We start from the raw sequence: 21060 nt of genomic DNA, 5'->3' as shown, positions 1-21060 counted from the left end.
CGCGTCAGGTTAGACATTCGACGGGCAATAGCCGTCCGCCGCGGCAGCAGCGGCAGGCTTCGTCGTCGCTGATCGCGGCGTGGGCGAAGTTGCTCGCGAGGTTCGCGTCGCTATACGCGCGCAGCGTTGTCTCGATGCCGCGATCGAATTGCGGCGCGACGAAATGGATGCCGCCCGTCGGCGTCGCGACCAGCGTGCCGTCGCGCGCGACCAGCTCGCCGTCCTTGAACACATAGGCCGGCGACGTGAACATCCGCTCGCGGTCCGGCTCGTCGCGATAGACGGCGATGTCCGCCGCCGCGCCCGCGCCGAGATGGCCGCGATCGCGCAGACCGAGCAGCCGCGCGGGACCGGCGCGCGTGATGATCGCGATCTCGTACAGCGAGAATTCGCGTTTGAGCTCCGGCAGTGCGCTGGCGACCTGCGCTTCGGGATGCAGCTTCGCCAGTTGCTCATCGCGAAACGGCTTGTCCATCAGCAGGCGGATCAGATGCGGATAGCTCGTGAACGGTCCGCCGTTCGGATGATCGGTGGTCATCGCGACGCGCCACGGGTCGTCGACGAGCAGGAAGATTTCGAGGCCGATGATCCATTGCAGCGCGTTCACGAAGCTCTGTTCGCGATAACGGAACGGCAGCACGCCGCAACCCGCGTCGCACTCGATGTCGCCCACCACCCACTTGTGCGGCCGCGCGAGCGGCGCGTTGCGGAACTGCATCATCGTGTCGCCGGAGGCCGTGACGGTCTGTCCGAAGATGATCTGGCCGACGTCGATCGACACGTTCGGCCGCGCGTTCACGGCCTCGGCAATCTGCCGCGCGCCCGACGAAAACTTGCGCGAACCCTCGGTGCCATAGCTGTGAAACTGGATATGCGTCAGATGGATCGGCAGGCCGTCGGCGGCGTCCATCGTCGCGATGGTCGAGGCGAGGTTGCCGGGCACGCCGAGGTTGCTCGTGTGCACGTGCAGCGGATGCGGCACGCGCAACTCGGTCAGCGCGCGCGTCAGCGTGCGCAGCACGTCGCGCGGCGTGATGCCGTAGTGCGCATGCGGCTCGTCGACGTTTAGCGAGCGCTGGTTGAACTTGAACGCCGAGATGCCGCCGGGGTTCACCACCTTGACGCCGAGCGCCTTGCTCGCGTCGATCGTCCAGCCGACGTAATCGCGCAGACGTTCGAAGTCGTCGCGCGCGGCGAGCATCCGCAGGAACAGCTCGTCGTTGCCGAGCATCACGTACGCGCCATGATCGATGATCGGCGTGTCGCCCATTTCGAGGTGCGTGTGGCGCGCGTTGGACGGCATCATCGCCGGCTCGAACGCGGCCGTGTAGCCCATTTCGGCGTAGCGGTAGCCGGTCGCGAGCGTTCCCGGCGTGCAGACGCCGCATGACGGCAGGCGCAGGTAGCGGCCGTTGTCGTCGCGCGCGGCTTCGTAGGCGGCCTCGCGCGGCGCATGGGCGCCCCGCGCATCGGCGCGATGGTCCTCGGGCAGCAGCAGGCGCGACAGATTGGTCTTGCCGCCGCCGATATGCGAATGCAGGTCGATGCCGCCCGCCATCACGATCATGCCGGTCGCGTCGTATTCACGATCGACGGGCGTGGTGGCGGGCACGTCGACGATGCGGCCGTCGCGCAACGTCAGGTCGCGGCGCTCGCCGTTGACGTTGTGGATCGGGTCGAACAACGTGCCGCCCTTGAGCCGGACCAGAGTCATGGCTGATCCTCGCGCGTACTCGAGCGTTCGCTCAGTTGCCCGCTCAATCGCCCGCTCAACTTCGCGGCAATCGACGCCACCGACTCCAGCGCGGCACCACGCGCGGCGGTGAGCGGCATCACGACCGTGCCGTCGATGCGAAACAGATGTCCGCCGCTATCGACGCCCGGTGTCGCGACCGGCACGAACACGGTGTTCGCGCCGCGTGCCCTGGCGGCATCGGCGAGCGCCGGATGACCGAGCACGATCAGGGCAAGCGCGGGATCGAGCGACGCGGGCCACGCGTGCGGCGCGAAGCCCGCGATCCACAGCAGCGCATCGACTTCGCGTTCGGCGAGCAGCCGAGCCGTCCGATAGCGGTACGGATCGTGATCGAGCGGCGCGGTGCCCACGGCGTGCGCCGGCATCGCCACGCGCGTGCGCAGCGGCAAGCCGGACAGCCACGTGACGGTCTGATTGACCGTCAACGCGCCGTCGTCGCCGCCGAGCGCGAGACATGCCGCGCGCGTCGTGCGATTCACGGCCTTCACGATCCGGTTCAGCGCTTCGATCAGCAGCGCCGCGTGCGGCGCGGGCAGTGCGGCCGGTTCGTAGACGACCACCGTATAGCGCGCGCCGGCGATGCGTGCGTGCAACGACGCGAGCGCGGTTGCCACGTTGGCTGCGCTGCCATCGCCGTGGCTCAGCGCGGCGGCGTCGCGTCCTTCCGCGAGCGCTGACCACAGCGCGAGCATGTCGTACGGATCGGTGTCCGGCAGCAGCGTGTCGATGCGCGTTTGCGCGAAGCCGGCCGCGGCGGGGTCCGCTTCGCAGCCGACGAAGACCAGCTCGCGCGCGAGTTCGGTGCCCGCCAGCGCGCGCGTGAAAAAGCGCGGATAGCGCCGCGACGGCTGACAGCCGAAGAACACCAGCAGGTCGGCGCGCGCGCGCACTTCGGAGAGCGTCGTAAAGAACGAGCCGCGGTCTTGCAAAGCGAGCGTCGCGGGCGTCAGCGCATCGCCGTGCAGATGATCGAGGATCGCGCCGCAGGCGGCGGCAAGCGGATACAGCGCGCGGATGCCGGCGACGTCGGTGGCGAGGCCGCCGAATAGCGGGCGGCGCGCGTTCGCGAGCAACTGCGCGGCGCTCGCCAGCGCGGCATCCTTGTCCGCTTCGTCGCCATCGACGGTGCAAGCGCATTGCGCGTCCGTTGCGCCGTACTGTGCGAGCGCGTGAGCGAGCCGCGAACATTCGGTGTCCGGCACATCGAGCGTGCCGTCGTCGTGGGCAGCGGCGGCCAGGTCGTCGCACAGCAAAGGGCAGAACGGACAGATCCAGTCGCGTGTGAGCGCCGCGGCGCGCGTTGCGCTCGGGCTGGGGGGAGATGGATCGATGGAGGGGCTATGCATGGGGCAGGTTTAGCAAGCTCCATGCCGATCTTTCGACGCTGCGGCAAGCGTGCCTGATCCTGCGTCGGCGCGCGCGTCAAAGGCCCGCTGCGCCATACAAAATGTGTGCCGTTCTGGAGCAGAGTGTCAAGCAGAGTGTCACACGCGAACAGTCCGGCTTGTGTTGCGTTTACCGACAGCGCTGTCAGAACGCGTGGCATGGAAATTGTATGGAAGGCCTACGCGGAATCGGAATGCGCGTAGTCGATCTGTCGATCGTGCAGCGCGGAGGCCACCAGCCAGGCGCTTGCGCCGGTACCGGCCGCGGCGGCCAGATCGTCGCGATCGCGGATGCCGCCCGCGCCGATCAGCGTGGTGTGCGCGGCGGCCTGCGCGCGCACGCGCTCGAACGTCGCGAGATCGGGGCCGGCGTAGCTGCCGACCTGGTCGAGCGTCATCGCGATCACGCGCGGCGGCCACCACGCCGACGAGCGGTCGAGCGCGGCCGCGGCGAGCAGTTCGCCCGCCCGCTGATCGAGCGACAGGATCGGCGCAAGGCCGGCGCGCTGAGCCGCGTGCAGTGCATGGATATCGCGCAGCGTCTCCGAGCCGAACACAGGCACGAGAGTCGCGAGGTGGGAAGCGGCAGCAGGGCTGTCGTGTTGATCGATGGCGTCGTCGATGCGCTCGAATAGCGCGCGCATCGACGCGTAGTCCGCGAAACCCGCGTCGAGCCACAGTTCGATGCCGGGCAGCGCGGCCCGCAATGCGGCGAGCGTCGAAGCATGCGCGCCGCGCTGCAGGATGGCGCCGAGATCGGCGATATAGAGCGTGCGCGCGCCGCTGGCTTCGAGCAGCGCGCGGGCGGTGGCAAGTGGGTCGCTCGTCGCGACGAGGCGGGACTGGATCGGCCGATAGGCGCTCCGCTCGCCGCGCACCGCGCGTACGACCTGGCCGTCGAGCAGATCGAGAACAGGTATCACCTGCATAGGGGCGCTTTCCTTTGACCAGAATCTTTGTCTACGAGTATCTCACCGGCGGCGGCATCGACCCCCAGCTCGCCGGCCCGGGCAGTCTCGCCGATTTGAGCGCGCTGATCGTCGAAGGACGCGTGATGCGCGACGCGCTGGTCGACGCTCTGCGTGAACTCGACGGCGTGCAGGTCACGTTCGCGACCTCGCGCTTCGAAACGCCAGGGGCGGGCGAGGCCCATTGTATGGCCGCGCCCGACGAATCGATGACGGCGTTCGTCGCGCGCGCGGCGCGTGAGCACGATTACGCGTGGGTCGTCGCGCCGGAATGCGACGGGCTGCTGCTGCGCTTTCACGATGCGGTCGGCACCGCGCGCTGGCTCGGCTGCGCGAAGGAAGCGATCCGCGTCGCGTCGAGCAAGAGCGCGACCGCAGCGTGTCTTGCCGCGCATGGCATTGCGACGACGCCGGCGCTCGAACCCGGCGACTCAGCCGCGCAGCACGACGGCCGCTGGGTGGTCAAACCGGACGACGGCGCGGGCGGCCTCGACACCATCGTGTACGAGCGTTTCGCCGATGCCTGCGCCGAGTACGAGGCGCGCGCGGCGGCGGCGCGCAATCCGGTGCTGCAGGCGTGGGTCGATGGCGAGCCGTTGAGCCTGTCGCTGATCTGCCGCGGCGACGCCACCAAGCTCCTCAGCATCAACCGTCAGCAGATCGGGCTGAGCGGCGGCGACGCGTCGGGTGATGTTGCGCGGATCGTCGAGTTCGACGGCGTGCTGGTCGATCAGATCGACCAGCACAGCGACATGGGCCGCGCGCTCGACACGCTCGCGCATCGCGTCGCGCGGGCCATCCCGGGTTTGCGCGGCTTCGTCGGCATCGATGTCGTGTGGCATCCGCAACTCGGGCCGGTCGTGATCGAAGTGAATCCGCGTTTGACGGTCGCTTATGCGGGGCTGTCGGCGGCGCGCGGCAGTGGTCTGACGCGCGCGCTGCTGGCCGCGCATGGCGTGCGCATCGAGCGCTGCGGCGCGGCGCGCGCCAATTCGCCGACGTACGAGGTGCGCCCTTGAGCCCCGCCCGTTCGAACCCGGCGGCGCGGTTCGGCTGGGACGTCGGCGGCGCGCACGTGAAGGTGTCGCTCGTCGACGGCGGCGACGCCGTGCTGGACGTCGTGCAATGGCCGTGTCCGCTTTGGCAGGGGCTCGACCATCTGCACCGCACGATCGACCTCGTTTTCGAGCGCTGGCCGCAGGCCCGTACGGACGCCGCGCAGCATGCGGTGACGATGACCGGCGAGATGGTCGACCTGTTCGCGGATCGCGCCGAAGGCGTGCGCGCGATCGTGGCCGCGCTCGCGCAGCGGCTCGGTCCATCACTGCGTTTCTACGCCGGCGCCGCCGGCTGGCTCGCCGCCGCCGACTGCGCGGCCGGCTGGCGTCACGTCGCGTCGGCGAACTGGCTCGCGACCGCGAGCTGGGTCGCTACCTGCATGGCGAACGCGCTGCTGATCGACATCGGCAGCACCACCACCGACATCATTCCGATCGTCGACGGCCGCGTCGTCGCGCGTGCCGCGACCGATGCGGGCCGGCTCGCGACCGGCGAACTCGTGTATCACGGCGTCGTGCGCACGCCGTTGTGCGGCGTCGCGCAGCGGATCGAATTCGGCGGCGCCATGCTGAACGTGATGAACGAATGGTTTGCGACGACCGCCGACGTCTACCGGCTGACCGGCGAACTGGACCCGCTGCACGACGTGCAGCCGAGCGCCGACCAGGGGCCGAAGACGCAGGCGGCGAGCCGCGCGCGGCTCGCGCGCATGATCGGGCACGACGCGCACGACGCGTCGGACGTCGAATGGCTGCACTTTGCGCGGCGCTGGCGCGCGCTGCAGGTGCGCGAAATCGGCGCGAACCTGATGCGGGTGGTCGCCGCGCAGCCGGTGCTCGCGGCCGCGCCGCTGGTGGGCGCCGGCTGCGGCCGCTTCCTCGTCGCCGCATTGGCGCGCGACGAGGCGCGCGGCTATATCGACTTCGGCGCGTTGGCGGGCGTGCCCGATGCTTGCGCGGCATGGGCGGCGACCTGCGCGCCGAGCGTGGCGGTCGCGCTGCTCGCGGCGCGCAATCCGGGGACGCGGCGCGCCGGCGCACGAGTAGCGCAAAGAGGGGCAGGGGACACGATATGGCGAGCGGGACAAGTTCGGTGATGAACGAGGTTGCGAAACGACGCGACCCGGCCGGGCACTCAACTGGACACGAGGGCAACAGTCATGTGGGTGGTCAAGATCGGAGGCAGCCTGAGTCACGACCCGGCACTGCGCCACTGGCTCAGTGAGCTATGCGAAGTCGGCGGCGGACGGGTCGTGATCGTGCCCGGCGGCGGCGATTTCGCGGACAAGGTCCGCCAGTACCAGGGCGAGTGGAACTTCGACGATCTGGCCGCGCACAACATGTGTCTGCTCGCGATGACGCAATATGCGCTGCTGATGCAGGGCGTTTCGCCCGAACTGGTAATCGCGTCGAGCGAGGCGAAGATTCGCCGCACCCTGCGTGACGGTCATGTGGCCGTGTGGGCGCCGACCGCGCTGATGCGCGACACGCCCGACGCGATGAGCAACTGGGACACGACCTCGGACAGCCTCGCCGCCTGGCTATCGACGATGCTCAACGCGGAGCGGCTGGTCGTCGTCAAATCCTGTCCGATCGCCGTCGACGATCCGCTCGAAACGCTGGCCGCGTCGGGGGTGATCGACCGCAAGTTCGTCGACTACGTGAACGATGCGAACTATGTGGTCGAATTGCTCGACAAGAGCAACGTCGCGCTGATGCGCGACCGTTTGCTGAATATTCCGGTGATGTGAGCGGCTGCTACAGCCGCGTCGCGTTCGTCGAGCCCGGCAACGGCGCGCCGCCATCGACGCGAATCTCTCCAGCCGGCCGATGCAACGCGCTCGCCCATTGCGCGACGCGCTCGGGGTCGAGCCGCGAGCGGCGCCCGTCGGCGCACAGCGCGGTGCGAAAACCGGCCACGTCGGGCGCCAGCGCGCGGATCTGCGGCAGTTGCGCCCAGCCGAGCGCACCGGCGATGCCCGCCATCGCGCCGCGCTGACGCGCGAGCCGCAACCAGCGCGCGAGCGAGTCGACATCGACGTGATCGAACAGCGTGCCGCCGTCCTTGCTCGCGGTATCGAACATCAGGCCGGCGAAGCCGAGCGCCGCGGTGTGGCTGACCAGTTCGTCGTCCATGCCGCCGTCGCATAGCAGCACCGGCACGACGCTAGCCGGCAGATTCGCGAGCTGCTCGATGCAGCGGCGCGCGGCCGGTCCGCGCGCGACGCCGACCTTCACATAGTCGACGCCGGCATCGCTGACGTCGATCACGCGCGCGGCGATCTCGTCGAACGCGTCGGCCGGCACGTCGCCGATCGCCGCGCTGATCGGCTTGACCGGGTAGCGCGCGCGAAGTTGCTGCGCGATGGTCGTGATGGCGCCGATCGACAGGCCGCCGAGCGCGCCGTCGTCCGGCTCTTTCAGGTCGATCAGCTCGGCGCCGGCGCGGGCGGCGTCGAATGCTTCGTCAGCCGAGCGGACGCTCGCGAGCAATGCGGTCATCGGGGTTCTCCGCGGAAGAAAGGGTTTTCAGTGATGGGCCGAAGCGGCGGCCTGATGCGCCGCGTCTGCGAGGCTCGCGCGATATCGCGCGATCGCGGCGACGAGCCAGCTCCATGCGGTGCGCTCGTTGTCGCCGGCGGTTTTGTCGATCGCGATCTGCAGATACGCCATTTCTCGATCGACCTTGTCGGCCGGCAGCATGAAGAGCCGGCTCACCAGAATCGCGCCTTCCACTACCGCCGACTGCGCGCGATTGAAGCCCGCGAACGGCGCGTGGTTTTCACGGTGCACGCATTTCATCACCAGCACCGGGCGCTCCGCGTCGTCGCGCAGCTCGTCGAGTTCGAGCTCGGCGTGGGCCAGCGACTCGGCCAGACGTACGCTCGGCACGCGGCTCGCGGCCACGGTCGGCCAATCGGTCGCGCAGTGCGTGACGCAGCCCGCGAAGATACGCACGTCGATGGTGAAGTTCAGCACCGCCGCGCGCGTCGCGATCACGTTGTCGAGCGTGACCGACGGGCGGAACGGCGCAAGGATGATGCGCTCACCCTCGTAGCGCGCGCCCATTGGCGCGATATGAGGACGGCCATCGCACGCTGCCGTGGTGACGATCGTTTCGTGGATCATGGCTGGGAACGTGTGTCCCGACAGCGCCGGAAGGCCGGCCGTCAGCAGAGGTCGAACACAAACGGGAACCGCAAAGGGGCCGCGGCGTGCGGCCCGGTTGCGGGCTTAACGCGTAGCGACATACATCACGATTTCAAAACCGAGGCGTACGTCGGTGTAGCTCGGAGTCGTCCATTGCATACGTGCTTTCTCCTTCGGTTGAAACAGCGGGTGGAACAGCGTTGCGCCGCCGGCCCGGCGTGATGCCCGGTGTCGACGGCAGCCGGCATCATGCAAGCTCCGTGCCCATGCGCGTTCCGGCCGGCCAGGCGTGCGTGCATTCGACGGCCAATACAGCACCCGGCGAATTGCGCCACGCCGTGGCGCTCGCGCGGGTTGCCAGACGCAAAGAGCCGCGCGGTGTGGCGAAAACGAAGCAAAGTGTGCCATCGCGATTCGCTAATTCGATTGCGCTGTCACGCCGCGCCCGCCTCGCTCACCGACACATTCTGCTCCGATTCGCGTCGCACGGCTCGAAAAAGAACCTCACGATGTGATAGCGATAACCGATCCGTTAAGTCTGCCAAATAAAATCGTGAATTCACCTTGGGCGTGTCCGTGCCTACAGTGCAACTCAAGCGCTTCGTTCTTCCGGCAGTGCGCTTGCCACCTTCGAGGACACGTCATGAACGATTTCAGTCAACCGCCGATCCAGCCCGAACCTCAAGCGCGCGATCCGCACAATCCGCGCGAACGGTACGCGGCGGGCGTGATGAAATACCGCGAGATGGGGTACTGGCAACCGGACTACGAACCGAAAGACACCGACGTGATCGCGCTGTTTCGCATCACGCCGCAAGCCGGTGTCGAACCCGAGGAAGCGGCGGCCGCGGTGGCCGGCGAATCGTCGACCGCGACGTGGACGGTGGTGTGGACCGACCGGCTCACCGCCTGCGACATGTATCGCGCGAAGGCGTATCGCGTCGAGCCGGTGCCGGTGTCTCGCGCCGACGAGCCGCAGTACTTCGCGTATATCGCTTACGAACTCGATCTGTTCGAAGAGGGCTCGGTCGCGAACCTGACCGCGTCGATCATCGGCAACGTGTTCGGCTTCAAGCCGCTGAAGGCATTGCGGCTCGAAGACATGCGCATTCCCGTCGCGTATCTGAAGACGTTTCAGGGGCCGCCGACCGGCATCGTCGTCGAGCGCGAACGGCTCGACAAGTATGGCCGGCCGCTGCTCGGCGCCACGGTCAAGCCGAAGCTCGGTCTGTCGGGCAAAAACTATGGACGGGTGGTCTACGAAGGCCTGCGCGGCGGCCTCGATTTTCTGAAGGACGACGAGAACATCAACTCGCAGGCGTTCATGCACTGGCGCGACCGCTTCCTGTTCGCGATGGAGGCGGTGAACCGCGCCCAGGCGGAGACTGGCGAGCTCAAAGGGCACTACCTGAACGTGACGGCCGGCACGATGGAGGACATGTACGAGCGCGCCGAATTCGCGAAGGAGCTCGGCTCGTGCATCGTGATGATCGACCTCGTGATCGGCTGGACCGCGATCCAGTCGATGTCGCGCTGGGCCCGCAGGCACGACATGATCCTGCATCTGCATCGCGCGGGGCATGGCACCTACACGCGGCAACGCAACCACGGCATCTCGTTTCGCGTGATCGCCAAATGGCTGCGCATGGCGGGCGTCGATCACGCGCATGCGGGCACCGCGGTCGGCAAGCTCGAAGGCGATCCGCTGTCGGTGCAGGGCTACTACAACGTGTGCCGCGACGCGCACAACGCGGTCGATCTGTCGCGCGGCATTTTCTTCGACCAGCCGTGGGCCGGCTTGCGCAAGGTGATGCCGGTCGCCTCGGGCGGGATTCACGCGGGGCAGATGCATCAGCTGCTCGACCTGTTCGGCGACGACGCGATCCTGCAGTTCGGCGGCGGCACGATCGGCCATCCGGCCGGCATCCAGGCCGGCGCGACCGCGAACCGCGTCGCACTCGAAGCGATGGTGAAGGCGCGCAACGAGGGCCGCGACATTCTGCGCGAAGGGCCCGACGTGCTCGAAGCCGCCGCGCGCTGGTGCACGCCGCTCAAGCAGGCGCTCGATACCTGGCGCGACGTGAGCTTCAACTACGCATCGACCGATACGCCCGATTTCGCCGCCACGCCGACGGCGGCCTAGCCACACCGAGCCTTTCCCGCGAGCGCCTCACGAGCGCATCCGCAACGCGGTGCAACGGCACCGCGCGGGGCACCGTTGACGCCGTTCCGAACGCGACATCCATCCACGAGGTTCGTCATGCGTATTACTCAAGGAACGTTTTCTTTTCTGCCCGAGCTGACCGACGAGGAAATCGGCCTGCAGATCGACTACGCGCTGCGCCAGGGCTGGGCCTGTTCGGTCGAATTCACCGACGACCCGCATCCGCGCAACACGTATTGGGAAATGTGGGGTCTGCCGATGTTCGACCTGCACGACGCGGCCGGCGTGTTGCAGGAGGTCAGGGCTTGCCGCGAGGCGCGGCCGCAGCACTACATCAAGGTCAACGCGTTCGACTCGGTGCGCACCTTCGAGACGATGCGCCTGTCGTTCATCGTCAACCGGCCGGACGGGGAGCCGGGCTTCCGGCTATTGCGGCAGGACGCGCAGGGGCGCACGCAGCGCTACAGCATGACGGGCTACGCGGGCGACCGGCCAGCGGGCGAGCGTTACGGCGCGGCGGCCTGACGCCGCTGATCGCGCAACAACGCACACGACGACCCGCAGCGAGGAGGAACCATGACAGACGCCGCCATCGTGGACGCACTGCCCGCGTCCACCGCGCTCAGCGACGCCGCCGCGCCCCACATCGACCTCGCGGCACTGTACCGCGACTCGGGCATCGGCGACGTGCTCGGCGAACTCGATCGCGATCTGGTCGGGCTCGCGCCCGTGAAAACGCGCATTCGCGAAGTCGCCGCGCATCTGCTGGTCGAGCGCGCGCGGGCTTCGCTGGGTCTCGCGGGCGGCGCGCCGACCTTGCATATGTGCTTCTCCGGCAACCCCGGCACCGGCAAGACGACGGTTGCGCTGCGCATGGCGGAAGTGTTGCACCGGCTTGGCTACATTCGCCGCAATCATCTGGTGTCGGTCACACGCGACGATCTGGTCGGCCAGTACATCGGCCACACTGCGCCGAAAACGCGCGATGTGCTCAAGCGCGCGATGGGCGGCGTGCTGTTCATCGACGAAGCGTATTACCTGTATCGCCCGGAGAACGAGCGCGACTACGGGCAGGAAGCGATCGAAATTCTGTTGCAGACGATGGAGAACCAGCGTAGCGACCTGGTCGTGATTCTGGCCGGCTACGCGTCGCGAATGGAAGTGTTCTTCGAGAGCAATCCGGGTTTCCGCTCGCGCATCGCGCATCACATTACGTTTCCCGATTACGAGGAAACGGAGTTGCTCGAAATCGCCGAACGGATGCTCGGCACCATGCATTACCGCTTCGATGCCACGTCGCGCCGCGCGTTCGCCGACTATCTGGCGCGCCGCATCCGTCAACCGAATTTCGCCAACGCGCGCTCGGTGCGCAACGCGCTCGACCGCGCGCGGCTGCGCCAGGCGAATCGCCTGTTCGCGAGCGCCTTGCAAGGCGGCGAGCCGATCGACGCCGCCACGCTGACGCTGATCGATGCCGCCGACGTGCGCGCGAGCCGCGTGTTCGACGCGCCGCCGCAGTCCTCGCATTCGCCTTCCACCGCGCGCGCCGTCACGGCGCCGCCGGGCTGAATCACGACACCATCGACGGAGAACGCCATGCAGGACGGACGCACGACACTTTCGAAGTTCCTGATCGACACGCTCGATCGCCCGCCGTGTACGGACGACACGCGCGACACTGCAGGACTCTCCGCGCTGCTGATCGACGTAGCGGCGGCCATCAAGTCGATCTCGGCGATGCTGACCAAGGGCGCGCTAGGCGGCAACTACGGTTCCGCGCAAACGCTCAACACGCACGGCGAGCAACAGAAGAAGCTCGACGTCTCGACCAACGAGATCTTCGTGCAGCAATGCGAGTGGGACGGCTTGCTGGCCGCGATGGTGTCCGAGGAAATGGAGCACGTCTACGCGATTCCGCCGGACTATCCGCGCGGCGAGTATCTGCTCGCGTTCGATCCGCTCGACGGCTCGTCGAATATCGACATCAACGGCGTGGTCGGCTCGATCTTTTCGGTGCTGCGCACGCGCGACCCGGCAGAGGATGCAACCAGCGAAGCCGCGTTCCTGCGGCCGGGCTGCGAACAGGTCGCGGCCGGCTATGCCGTGTATGGACCGTCGACGATGCTGGTGCTGTCGGTCGGCAATGGCACGCATGGCTTCACACTGGAGCGCGACATCGGCAACTTCGTGCTCACGCATTCGAACATCCGGATTCCGGAGGAAACCGGCGAGTTCGCGATCAACGCATCGAACGAGCGCTTCTGGGAGCCGCCCGTGCGCCGCTACGTGCAGGAGTGCAAGGACGGCCGCAGCGGTTGCCGCGCGCGCGACTTCAACATGCGCTGGATCGCGTCGATGGTCGCGGAAGTGCATCGCATCCTGATGCGCGGCGGCGTGTTCATGTATCCGCGCGACTCGAAAACGCCGGCGATGGAAGGACGCCTGCGCCTGCTCTACGAAGCGAACCCGATGAGCTTCCTGGTCGAGCAGGCGGGCGGTCTCTCGATCACCGGCCGGGAACGCATTCTCGACGTCGCGCCGCGCGCGCTGCATGGCCGCGTGCCGGTGATTCTCGGCTCGAAGAACGAGGTCGAGCGTATTGCGCGCTATCACGGCGAATACGACCGCGGCGAGGACAAGCCGTTCACGTCGCCGCTGTTCGGCACGCGCTCGTTGTTCCTGCCGGATTTCACGGCGTGATCGGCGACCGACGGCGCGCTCAGCGCACAGAACACAGTCATCCGGAGACAAACGCATGTCAGTCAAACATCCGATCATCGCGGTGACCGGCTCGAGCGGCGCCGGCACCACCACCGTCATGAAGAGTTTCACGCATATCTTCAGACGCGAGCACATCAATGCGCAGATCGTCGAAGGCGACGCGTTCCATCGCTACGACCGCAACGGCGCGCGCGCGGCGATGCAGGAGCGCGAACGCGACGGTGTGCCGAATTTCAGCCACTTCGGGCCGGAAGCGAATCTGCTCGAAGAACTCGAAGCGCTGTTCACGCGCTACGGCGAAAACGGCAGCGGGCAGTTTCGCCACTACGTGCACGACGCGGGCGAAGCGCAACTGTACAAGCAGGACGGCGGCACCTTCACGCCGTGGGAGGAGGTCGCGCCCAATACCGACCTGATGTTCTACGAAGGGCTGCATGGCGCGGCGGTGACCGAGAAGGTCGATATCGCGCGGCATGCGGATCTGCTGATCGGCGTCGTGCCGATCATCAACCTCGAATGGATCCAGAAGCTGCACCGCGATCAGACGATGCGCGGCTACACGCACGAAGCGGTGGTCGACACGATCTTGCGGCGCATGCCCGACTACGTGAACTACATCTGCCCGCAGTTCTCGCGCACGCATGTGAACTTCCAGCGCGTGCCGACCGTGGACACGTCGAATCCGTTTACTGCCCGCGAGATTCCGCAACCGGACGAGAGCTTCGTCGTGATCCGCTTCGCGCGGCCGAAGGGTATCGACTTCCAGTATCTGCTGACGATGCTGCACGACTCGTTCATGTCGCGCCCGAACGTGATCGTCGTGCCGGGCGGCAAGATGGGACTCGCGATGCAGCTGATCTTCACGCCGATGATTTTGCAACTGATCGACCGACGCTCGCGCGCCTGAGCGGCACCAGACGGATACCGAGGTTCATTTCGCAAGGAGAGATTCGATGAGTGCAGTCGCGCAACCGCTTCACGCACCCGCCACGCGCTCGATGGCCGACGCGCTGCGCATGCTCGCGCTCGACGAAGCGCGGCGCGTCGCCGACCGCGCGCGTTGAGCCCGCCGTTCGCCAAGATTTCATTTCATATCGAGGAGCACGCAATGGCCTTCATCACCCTGCGGCAACTGCTGGATCACGCGGCCGAACACGACTACGGCGTGCCCGCGTTCAACGTCAACAACATGGAGCAGATTCACGCGATCATGCGCGCGGCCGAGGCCACCGATAGCCCGGTGATCCTGCAGGCGTCGGCCGGCGCGCGCAAGTACGCCGGCGAGCCGTATCTGCGCCATCTGGTGCTCGCCGCGCTCGAAGCGCACCCGGACATTCCGCTCGTGCTGCATCAGGATCACGGCGCGAGCCCCGCGGTGTGTCAGCAGGCGATCCGCTCGGGCTTCACGTCGGTGATGATGGATGGCTCGCTGCTGCCCGATCAGAAAACCCCCGCCGCGTACGACTACAACGTCGACGTGAGCCGGCGCGTGGTGGACGCCGCGCATGCGGTCGGCGTGTCGGTGGAAGGCGAACTCGGCTGTCTCGGTTCGCTCGAAACCGGCACGGCAGGCGAAGAGGACGGCGTCGGCGCACAAGGCAAGCTCACACGCGAGCACCTGCTGACCGATCCGGACGAAGCGCGGCGCTTCGTCGACGCGACCGGCGTCGATGCGCTCGCGATCGCGATCGGTACTTCACACGGCGCGTACAAGTTCAGCCGCGAGCCGACCGGCGACATCCTCGCGATCGACCGGATCGCCGATATCCATGCGCGCATTCCGAACACGCATCTGGTGATGCACGGTTCGTCGTCGGTGCCGCAGGAATGGCTCGCGGTGATCCGCGAATATGGCGGCGAGATTCCGACCACCTACGGCGTGCCCGTTGACGAAATCCGCCGAGGTATCGCGAATGGCGTGCGCAAGGTCAACATCGACACCGACATCCGTCTCGCGATGAGCGGCGCCATGCGCAAGTCGCTCGCCAATGCGCGCGCGGAGTTCGATCCGCGCGCGGCATTAAAGGCCGCCACCGCCGCGGCGAGCGCGATCTGCGTCGAGCGATTCGAGGCGTTCGGTTGCGCGGGTCAGGCGGCGCGCATCAAGCCGCTGCCGCTCGACACGATGGCGAGCCGCTACCACTAACGCCACTGCCACGGAGAACGCAATGCGCGAATTCCTGATTGCGCCGTCGCTGCTGTCGGCGGATTTTGCCCGGCTCGCCGACGAGATTCGCGACGTGACGGCGGCCGGCGCGGACTGGATTCATCTGGACGTGATGGACAACCACTACGTGCCGAACCTGACAGTCGGCCCACTCGTGTGCTCGGCGATCCGGCCGTACACGACGCTGCCGTTCGACGTGCATCTGATGACCACGCCCGTCGATCCGCTGGTGCCGGCGTTTGCCGAGGCCGGCGCAAACCTGATCAGTTTTCATCCGGAGGCGACGCTGCACGTGCATCGGACCATCGACCTGATCCGCTCGCACGGTGCGCGCGCGGGGCTGGCGCTGAATCCGGCGACGCCGCTCGCGGCGCTCGATCACGTGCTGGAGATGCTCGACGTCGTGCTGGTGATGTCGGTGAATCCGGGCTTCGGCGGCCAGGCATTCATCGCCGAAACGCTCGACAAGCTGCGGCTGCTGCGCGCGCGCGTCGACACGACGATGCAGCGCACCGGGCGGCCCTTGCTGATCGAAGTGGACGGCGGCGTGAAGGCGTCGAACATCGCGCGCGTCGCCACGGCGGGCGCGGACGTGTTCGTTGCCGGCTCGGCCGTGTTCGGTGCGGGCGATCGCGCGCAGGCGATCCGCGGCATGCGCGGCGAACTGGCTACTGTCGACGAACCCGCGGGGGTGGCCGCCATGCAGTGATGGCGCTGCTGTTTCAGCGCTTTTTCATCGTCTCGCCCGGCGCGCACCATGCGCTGAGATCTTCTTCAGGCCGGTCGACCGCGCAGCCCCAGTCGAGCGGCTGGTCCTGATCGAAGCGCTTGCCGAGCCGCCATGCAATCTCGGCGCGCGCAAGCTGCACGCCCATATAGAACGCGTGGCCGCCGTCTGTTTCGAGGTTCAACTGCGGGTACAGCGCGAACGGATCGTCGCCGCGACGATGGCCGTCGCGGTTGTACACGTGAATGCCGTCGGCGCTGATCTGCACGCGGAAATTCGGGTCGCGCACGCCGCGCGCGAATTCGTCGATTTCTTCGGCGCTGTACGGAAACGGCCGTTTCGCGTGGACCGTCGCGAGTTCGGTGCTGATGCCCTTCGGCAGCACCTGAGCATCGCGCGCGGCATGCATCACGCGGCGCGCGACATCGGCTTCGCGCAACGCGCGCCGCGCATGCTGGCTCACCGACGTCGCCAGCACCGCGCCAACGCGCAATTCAGCCGCCATGCCGAGCAGCACCGCGTTGATGCCGCTCGTGTCGGCCTCGGTCAGTTCGGTCACGTTGCCGATGCCCATCATGATCGCGATGTCGGGATAGCGCTCGCGCAAACGCACATAGCGCGCAATCGACGCGGCCAGCCCGAACGGAATCGGATCCAGAATCGGATCGGCGAGAAACGCGCGGCCGCGCGCGGACAGCGCGTCGATCGCGGCGTCGAGCGAAGCGGGGTCGGCCGGTTCGCGCGCGACGAGGATCGGCGTCGACGGCACTTCGTCGGCGATCCATAGCGTGTCGAGGTTCAGGCTCATCAGATAGTCGGCGCCCGCGCGGCCGCCGCGCAGCAGTTCGTCGTTGCGCATCGAATCGACGCTGACGCGATAGCCTTCGGCCTTCAGCCGCCGCACCGCGTCTTCGAGATGCGCAAACGCCGTGTCCGGCAGGCAGCCGATGTCGATCACGTCCGCGCCTTGGGCCGCATACTCGCGCGCCCTTGCCGCGATGCTGTCGAGGTCGAGGCGCGGCGCATCGACGATCTCCGCGAAAATCTCCGTGTCGTAGCGGCTCAGATCGAACGGCTTCGCCTTGCGGCCGAAAAATTGCGGCAAGTCCTTGACCTCCTCGGGACCGCGTTCGAACGGTACGCCGTAGTGCGCGCTCAGCGCGTCGAGATCGCCACGGCAGCGGCCCGGCACGATCACGCGCTGGGCGGCGAGCGGCGCGCTCACGCGGCGCTGGATCAGGTCGGCGGTCATCAACCCGGCCACTTGCAGGCCGATTTCGCGCACCTCCCAACTGAACGGCGTCGGCGCCATGCCGTCGAGCACGCGCCGCAGGCTCGGTTCGGCAAGCCGGCCGGTCAGGAAGAGGAGGTGGTCCATGCGAGGTCGAGGGTCGCGAGGCGTTGGGTGAGCGCCGCTTCGAGTTCGTCGAGCGAGCGCGCGAGCGTCGTGTATTCGAAGCGCGCCAGACGCTCGACGTTGTCGAGTTCGATCGCCCGTGGCCGCAGTTCGACCCATTCGTCCGGGCTATGCGTGATCACGCTCGGTTCGGTGTCGCACGCAAAGACGATGCCGGGGATGCATTGCTTGCCGGCCTGCGCGTACATATTGGTCGGCAGCGTATCCGAGATGCCGTAAGCACATTTGGCGACCGTGTTGCTGGTGGCGGGTGCGATCACGACCGTGTGATACACGCCGTGATACAGCATGCCGACCGGCACGCCGCTCGCGCTGTTGTCGCGCAGTACGCGAAACTGTTCGCGCAGCTTGTCGAGCGACCAGCCATAGAGCGGCAGCACTTCCTCGGCCGCCGCGGACAGAAACAGATCGACGCGCGGCAAGCGCCGCGCGAGCGCGATCGATTCTTCGAGCATATGACCGGAGCCGGTCACGCACCACGCGAAGTGCGCATCCGGCTTGAAGTCGGCGAGATCGCGGGCGCCCTTGCGAGCAGACTCGCTAGGGGACCTGAGGGACGACCCGGTCATGCGTCGAGATCGAACGGCATGCCGTCGGCCGGCGAGCCTTCATGCGACAGCCGGATATGCAGCCGGCGCATCTTGCGATACAGCGTATTGCGGCTGATGCCGAGCGCCTTCGCGACGTTGCTGACGTTCCAGCGGTGCTCGTCGAGCAGCGACAGCACCGTTTCGCGCTCGTTCAGCTGGATCGCGTTCAGCGAAGAAATGTCCGCCTCGTCGGCGAGATGCCCGTCCATGTCCGCGTTCGCGAGGCGCAGCGCGATCGGCAGGTCGACCGCCGACGTGCGTTGCGTGACCTCGGGCGGCAGATGCTCGCAGCGGATCGGCTCGCCGTCGGACAGCGCGATGGCCATCTGCAACACGTGACGCAGCTGACGGATGTTGCCGGGCCACGCGTAGGTGAGCAGCGCGTGTTCGGCTTCCGGCGTCAGATCGGGCGGATCGTCGATTTCGTTCGCGAGCAGATGATGGATCAGCGGCAGCTTGTCGACGCGCTCGCGCAGCGCCGGCAGATTCAGCTCGACGCCCTTGAGCCGGTAGTACAGATCCTCGCGGAATTGCCCGCTTTGCACGAGTTCGAGCAGATTGCGGTGGCTCGCGCTGATCAGCTGGAAATTGACCTTGACGGTGGTCTCGGCGCCGAGCGGCGTGACCTCGTGTTCCTCGATCACGCGCAGCAGGCGTGCCTGCAACACGAGCGGCATGTCGCCGATCTCGTCGAGAAACAGCGTGCCGCCGTTGGCCTGCACGATCTTGCCGCGCCGTCCTTCGCGCTGCGCGCCGGTAAACGCGCCCGCGCGGTAGCCGAACAGCTCGCTCTCGATCAGGTTCTCCGGCAGCGACGCGCAGTTGACCGGCACGAACAGACCGTCGGCGTGCGGGCTGATGCTATGCAAGGCCTGCGCGAAGACTTCCTTGCCGGTGCCGGTCTGGCCGCGCAGCACGATCGGAATCTTGCGCTGGATCACTCGCGCGGCCAACTGGATCTGCGAGGCCATGCGCGGGTCGCCGAATTCGAGGTGCGCGATCTCGTCGAGCTTCGGCTCCGGCCGATGTTTGTCGTGCTTCTCGTGTTTTTCGGCGGCGTTGGCGCGCATGGCGGAGTCGGGGACGAGCACGCGCGTCACGCGCCCCGTGGCGTTTTGCGGCGTCTGCGCGACGAGGAAAAAGCGGTTCGTCGCGTTTGCGCTGTAGACGGTGACCGGATGGAACGAGCCGCGAATGCTGCGCGCGATCATGTCTTCGAGCGACGCGTTGAATGCTTCCTCGATGCGCCGGCCGCGCAGCTCGCTCAGCGAACGGAAGCCCAGCTGGAACAGCGCGCTGCGATTCGCGGCGAGCACGGTGCTGTCGTCGCCGACCGCGAGCTTGCCGCCGTGCAGCGTGCCGACGAATTCCGGGCGGCTGTGGAAATGGATCATGTTGGCGTGCCGGTAGCGCGCATCGAGCAGACGGTTTTCGATCATCTGCCGCGACATGCCGACCAGCACCAGCGAGTGCTGCTGCAGCAGCTTCGAGCGGCTCGTGACGTCGAGCACGCCGGCGATTTCGCCGCCGTCGTCGAAGATCGGCGCGGCCGAGCACGTCAGCGACGTATAGCGCGGATAGAAATGCTCGTGCTGACAGACGGCGATGCAGTCGCGCTCCGCGAGGCAGGTGCCCATGCCGTTGGTGCCGGCTTCGCGTTCGCTCCACAGTGCGCCGACGCGAAAGCCGTCGACGGCGACCGCCTCGGCGAACGGCACGGACGACACCTGATGCACGATCACGCCGCCAGAATCGACGAGCACGACCGCGAGCTCGGGATCGGCCAGTTGCTGATAGAGCGTCGTCATCTCGAGCTTCGAACACGCGATCAGATCGCCGAGCGCCTCACGGCGCGCGCTGAGTTCGTACTCGGTGAGCACCGGCGGCGGCACGAAACGCGCGGGGTCCAGCTGGAATTCGTTGATGCAGCGCGTCCACGACTGAGCTACGGGTTCGCTTGTCGGGCGCGTGGTCAACTGATGGTTGACCACGTTCAGAACTTCCCGGACGTGCGTACTGCTGTCAGCGAGCAACGACATGGGATTTGCCTCCGTTGCGTCATTTCGCAAGCGTGACTGCTTCGCACGCCGCGAATGCCGCTTTATCAAGCCTGCCTGCCCCTGGCGCGGCGCAATCTCGGTTCGCCTGCGCCCTCCCGACCGGCCCTATTACGAGGCGGGTGTTGAAAACTGTACGCCCGATGCAGGATTGGTTCAACAGAAAGTCACACTGGGTTTACCTCACTGTGCCCGGATTTTGCTTTTCTCGATGCGCGACGCGTTAAACGGGTTGCAGGTTGCATGCCTGTCGCAGCTTCGGCACAGAGTGTGCCGCGCGTCGTTCAGTTCTGCTGTTCTACTGTTGCATCGTTTCGCTCGTCATCACAGCCTGTTCAATCCTGGGCCGCGCCGCGGCGGAGATCAAATCATGGATCGTTTCGATACTATTCGCCTTGCCGCATTTTCCAGCCTCGGCGCCAATCCCGGCCCGCAAGTCGGCGCGTTGCCCGAGCGCCTGGACATCGTATTCATCGAGAATTTCATCGGCCAGACGGTCATCGGTATCGATAGCAGTGAGTTGCATGTTGCGCAACCGGTGCGTGTGAACCTGGCTATCGGCGTGCCAGCGATCCGCGCCTGCGCGACGGACCGGATCGAAGATACGGTCAACTACGCGGCCGTGCGCGAGGCGCTGCTCGATCTGTTCGCGTCGCATCGCGTGCGGCTGCTGGAGGCGCTTGCCGAGACGATCGCGCAACTGTTGATCGCCGACTTCGGCGCGCACTGGGTGCGCGTGTCGCTCGCGAAGCCGGCCAAGTTCGCCGACCTCGCGGCTGTCGGCGTGCAGATCGAGCGGCGTCGCGGCGATGGCTCGGCGGCGGCCGTGGGTCTCGCGCGGTACGCGTCGCTGGGCGAGGGGCTGGTGCCGAATTGAGGGGGGCGCCCAGCCGGGCACGG

General features: G+C 67.1%; 20 protein-coding genes. 11 read left to right on the top strand and 9 right to left on the bottom strand.

Annotation, left to right across the window (positions count from 1 at the left end; all coding sequences use genetic code 11):
- Positions 1-4: 4 nt before the first annotated feature.
- The 3 genes from OKW27_RS18460 to OKW27_RS18450 form a co-directional block, all read right to left on the bottom strand.
- Complete coding sequence (locus tag OKW27_RS18460) at positions 5-1714, bottom strand: formylmethanofuran dehydrogenase subunit A (protein ID WP_429334343.1); 1710 nt, start codon at positions 1712-1714, stop codon at positions 5-7.
- Complete coding sequence (locus OKW27_RS18455) at positions 1711-3102, bottom strand: formylmethanofuran dehydrogenase (protein WP_429334342.1); 1392 nt, start codon at positions 3100-3102, stop codon at positions 1711-1713. The genes OKW27_RS18460 and OKW27_RS18455 overlap by 4 nt, the downstream gene beginning before the upstream one ends.
- A 218-nt stretch (positions 3103-3320) precedes the next feature.
- The gene (locus OKW27_RS18450; RefSeq protein WP_429334341.1) at positions 3321-4070 is read right to left on the bottom strand and encodes a HisA/HisF-related TIM barrel protein; all 750 of its coding nucleotides are present in this window, start codon (positions 4068-4070) and stop codon (positions 3321-3323) included.
- A gap of 14 nt (positions 4071-4084) precedes the next feature.
- Between OKW27_RS18450 and OKW27_RS18445 the strand changes: the two genes are divergently transcribed.
- From OKW27_RS18445 to OKW27_RS18435, 3 genes are all read left to right on the top strand, one after another.
- On the top strand, positions 4085-5128 hold the full coding sequence (locus tag OKW27_RS18445; RefSeq protein WP_429334340.1) for an ATP-grasp domain-containing protein: 1044 nt from the start codon (positions 4085-4087) through the stop codon (positions 5126-5128).
- Positions 5125-6264: a hydantoinase/oxoprolinase family protein gene (locus tag OKW27_RS18440; protein WP_429334339.1), complete on the top strand. Its 1140-nt coding sequence runs from the start codon at positions 5125-5127 to the stop codon at positions 6262-6264. The genes OKW27_RS18445 and OKW27_RS18440 overlap by 4 nt, the downstream gene beginning before the upstream one ends.
- Before the next feature lie 63 nt (positions 6265-6327).
- Positions 6328-6918 (top strand): aspartate/glutamate/uridylate kinase, encoded by a 591-nt coding sequence (locus OKW27_RS18435; protein WP_018424588.1) that lies wholly within the window; start codon positions 6328-6330, stop codon positions 6916-6918.
- Between the two features lie 7 nt (positions 6919-6925).
- Here OKW27_RS18435 and OKW27_RS18430 read toward each other — a convergent pair whose 3' ends face one another.
- From OKW27_RS18430 to pqqA, 3 genes are all read right to left on the bottom strand, one after another.
- A complete protein-coding gene (locus tag OKW27_RS18430; protein WP_429334338.1) occupies positions 6926-7669 on the bottom strand; it encodes a (5-formylfuran-3-yl)methyl phosphate synthase in 744 nt (247 codons plus the stop codon).
- A gap of 27 nt (positions 7670-7696) precedes the next feature.
- Positions 7697-8296 (bottom strand): DUF447 domain-containing protein, encoded by a 600-nt coding sequence (locus tag OKW27_RS18425; protein WP_429334337.1) that lies wholly within the window; start codon positions 8294-8296, stop codon positions 7697-7699.
- Positions 8297-8401: 105 nt separating this feature from the next.
- The gene (gene pqqA, locus OKW27_RS18420) at positions 8402-8476 is read right to left on the bottom strand and encodes a pyrroloquinoline quinone precursor peptide PqqA (protein WP_113062024.1); all 75 of its coding nucleotides are present in this window, start codon (positions 8474-8476) and stop codon (positions 8402-8404) included.
- Between the two features lie 484 nt (positions 8477-8960).
- Here pqqA and OKW27_RS18415 point away from each other — a divergent pair, with 484 nt between their 5' ends.
- From OKW27_RS18415 to rpe, 7 genes are all read left to right on the top strand, one after another.
- Positions 8961-10460 (top strand): form I ribulose bisphosphate carboxylase large subunit, encoded by a 1500-nt coding sequence (locus tag OKW27_RS18415; protein WP_429334336.1) that lies wholly within the window; start codon positions 8961-8963, stop codon positions 10458-10460.
- Between the two features lie 117 nt (positions 10461-10577).
- Positions 10578-11006 (top strand): ribulose bisphosphate carboxylase small subunit, encoded by a 429-nt coding sequence (locus OKW27_RS18410; RefSeq protein ID WP_429334335.1) that lies wholly within the window; start codon positions 10578-10580, stop codon positions 11004-11006.
- A 51-nt stretch (positions 11007-11057) separates the two neighbouring features.
- Positions 11058-12050 carry a CbbX protein gene (gene cbbX / locus OKW27_RS18405; RefSeq protein ID WP_429334334.1) on the top strand — a complete coding sequence of 331 codons (993 nt, stop codon included), beginning with the start codon at positions 11058-11060 and terminating at the stop codon, positions 12048-12050.
- Between the two features lie 27 nt (positions 12051-12077).
- Entirely contained in the window at positions 12078-13181 is a 1104-nt protein-coding gene (locus tag OKW27_RS18400; protein WP_429334333.1) for a class 1 fructose-bisphosphatase, read from the top strand.
- Positions 13182-13236: 55 nt separating this feature from the next.
- A complete protein-coding gene (locus OKW27_RS18395; RefSeq protein ID WP_429334332.1) occupies positions 13237-14109 on the top strand; it encodes a phosphoribulokinase in 873 nt (290 codons plus the stop codon).
- Positions 14110-14310: 201 nt separating this feature from the next.
- Positions 14311-15348 carry a class II fructose-bisphosphate aldolase gene (fba, locus tag OKW27_RS18390; RefSeq protein ID WP_429334331.1) on the top strand — a complete coding sequence of 346 codons (1038 nt, stop codon included), beginning with the start codon at positions 14311-14313 and terminating at the stop codon, positions 15346-15348.
- 22 nt (positions 15349-15370) lie between these two features.
- Positions 15371-16078, top strand: coding sequence for a ribulose-phosphate 3-epimerase (gene rpe, locus OKW27_RS18385; RefSeq protein ID WP_429334330.1), 708 nt, complete (start codon positions 15371-15373; stop codon positions 16076-16078).
- Between the two features lie 13 nt (positions 16079-16091).
- Here the strand turns inward: rpe and OKW27_RS18380 are convergent, their stop codons facing one another.
- From OKW27_RS18380 to OKW27_RS18370, 3 genes are read right to left on the bottom strand one after another with little or no spacing between them, the layout of a single operon-like run.
- Positions 16092-17474: a DUF6513 domain-containing protein gene (locus tag OKW27_RS18380; RefSeq protein ID WP_429334329.1), complete on the bottom strand. Its 1383-nt coding sequence runs from the start codon at positions 17472-17474 to the stop codon at positions 16092-16094.
- Positions 17453-18082: a flavoprotein gene (locus OKW27_RS18375; RefSeq protein ID WP_429334328.1), complete on the bottom strand. Its 630-nt coding sequence runs from the start codon at positions 18080-18082 to the stop codon at positions 17453-17455. Before OKW27_RS18375 ends, OKW27_RS18380 begins: the two co-directional genes overlap by 22 nt.
- Positions 18079-20142, bottom strand: coding sequence for a sigma-54-dependent Fis family transcriptional regulator (locus OKW27_RS18370; RefSeq protein WP_429334327.1), 2064 nt, complete (start codon positions 20140-20142; stop codon positions 18079-18081). Before OKW27_RS18370 ends, OKW27_RS18375 begins: the two co-directional genes overlap by 4 nt.
- 388 nt (positions 20143-20530) lie before the next feature.
- Here OKW27_RS18370 and OKW27_RS18365 point away from each other — a divergent pair, with 388 nt between their 5' ends.
- Positions 20531-21037: a dihydroneopterin aldolase gene (locus tag OKW27_RS18365; RefSeq protein WP_429334326.1), complete on the top strand. Its 507-nt coding sequence runs from the start codon at positions 20531-20533 to the stop codon at positions 21035-21037.
- Positions 21038-21060 lie beyond the last annotated feature (23 nt).

This window comes from Paraburkholderia sp. 35.1, from assembly GCF_050436525.1.
GTDB lineage: Bacteria > Pseudomonadota > Gammaproteobacteria > Burkholderiales > Burkholderiaceae > Paraburkholderia > Paraburkholderia tuberum.
Note: the sequence above shows the minus strand (reverse complement) of the source record. Positions and strands in the feature narration are given on the sequence as shown.

What these genes read in the sequence shown, in the direction of transcription:
- OKW27_RS18375 (WP_429334328.1), bottom strand. Translation starts at nt 18,082, where the DNA reads ATGACCGGGTCGTCCCTCAGGTCCCCTAGCGAGTCTGCTCGCAAGGGC.
- OKW27_RS18460 (WP_429334343.1), bottom strand. Translation starts at nt 1,714, where the DNA reads ATGACTCTGGTCCGGCTCAAGGGCGGCACGTTGTTCGACCCGATCCAC.
- OKW27_RS18370 (WP_429334327.1), bottom strand. Translation starts at nt 20,142, where the DNA reads ATGTCGTTGCTCGCTGACAGCAGTACGCACGTCCGGGAAGTTCTGAAC.
- OKW27_RS18450 (WP_429334341.1), bottom strand. Translation starts at nt 4,070, where the DNA reads ATGCAGGTGATACCTGTTCTCGATCTGCTCGACGGCCAGGTCGTACGC.
- OKW27_RS18410 (WP_429334335.1), top strand. Translation starts at nt 10,578, where the DNA reads ATGCGTATTACTCAAGGAACGTTTTCTTTTCTGCCCGAGCTGACCGAC.
- OKW27_RS18380 (WP_429334329.1), bottom strand. Translation starts at nt 17,474, where the DNA reads ATGGACCACCTCCTCTTCCTGACCGGCCGGCTTGCCGAACCGAGCCTG.
- cbbX (WP_429334334.1), top strand. Translation starts at nt 11,058, where the DNA reads ATGACAGACGCCGCCATCGTGGACGCACTGCCCGCGTCCACCGCGCTC.
- OKW27_RS18400 (WP_429334333.1), top strand. Translation starts at nt 12,078, where the DNA reads ATGCAGGACGGACGCACGACACTTTCGAAGTTCCTGATCGACACGCTC.
- OKW27_RS18435 (WP_018424588.1), top strand. Translation starts at nt 6,328, where the DNA reads ATGTGGGTGGTCAAGATCGGAGGCAGCCTGAGTCACGACCCGGCACTG.
- OKW27_RS18425 (WP_429334337.1), bottom strand. Translation starts at nt 8,296, where the DNA reads ATGATCCACGAAACGATCGTCACCACGGCAGCGTGCGATGGCCGTCCT.
- fba (WP_429334331.1), top strand. Translation starts at nt 14,311, where the DNA reads ATGGCCTTCATCACCCTGCGGCAACTGCTGGATCACGCGGCCGAACAC.
- OKW27_RS18365 (WP_429334326.1), top strand. Translation starts at nt 20,531, where the DNA reads ATGGATCGTTTCGATACTATTCGCCTTGCCGCATTTTCCAGCCTCGGC.
- rpe (WP_429334330.1), top strand. Translation starts at nt 15,371, where the DNA reads ATGCGCGAATTCCTGATTGCGCCGTCGCTGCTGTCGGCGGATTTTGCC.
- OKW27_RS18430 (WP_429334338.1), bottom strand. Translation starts at nt 7,669, where the DNA reads ATGACCGCATTGCTCGCGAGCGTCCGCTCGGCTGACGAAGCATTCGAC.
- OKW27_RS18415 (WP_429334336.1), top strand. Translation starts at nt 8,961, where the DNA reads ATGAACGATTTCAGTCAACCGCCGATCCAGCCCGAACCTCAAGCGCGC.
- OKW27_RS18455 (WP_429334342.1), bottom strand. Translation starts at nt 3,102, where the DNA reads ATGCATAGCCCCTCCATCGATCCATCTCCCCCCAGCCCGAGCGCAACG.
- OKW27_RS18395 (WP_429334332.1), top strand. Translation starts at nt 13,237, where the DNA reads ATGTCAGTCAAACATCCGATCATCGCGGTGACCGGCTCGAGCGGCGCC.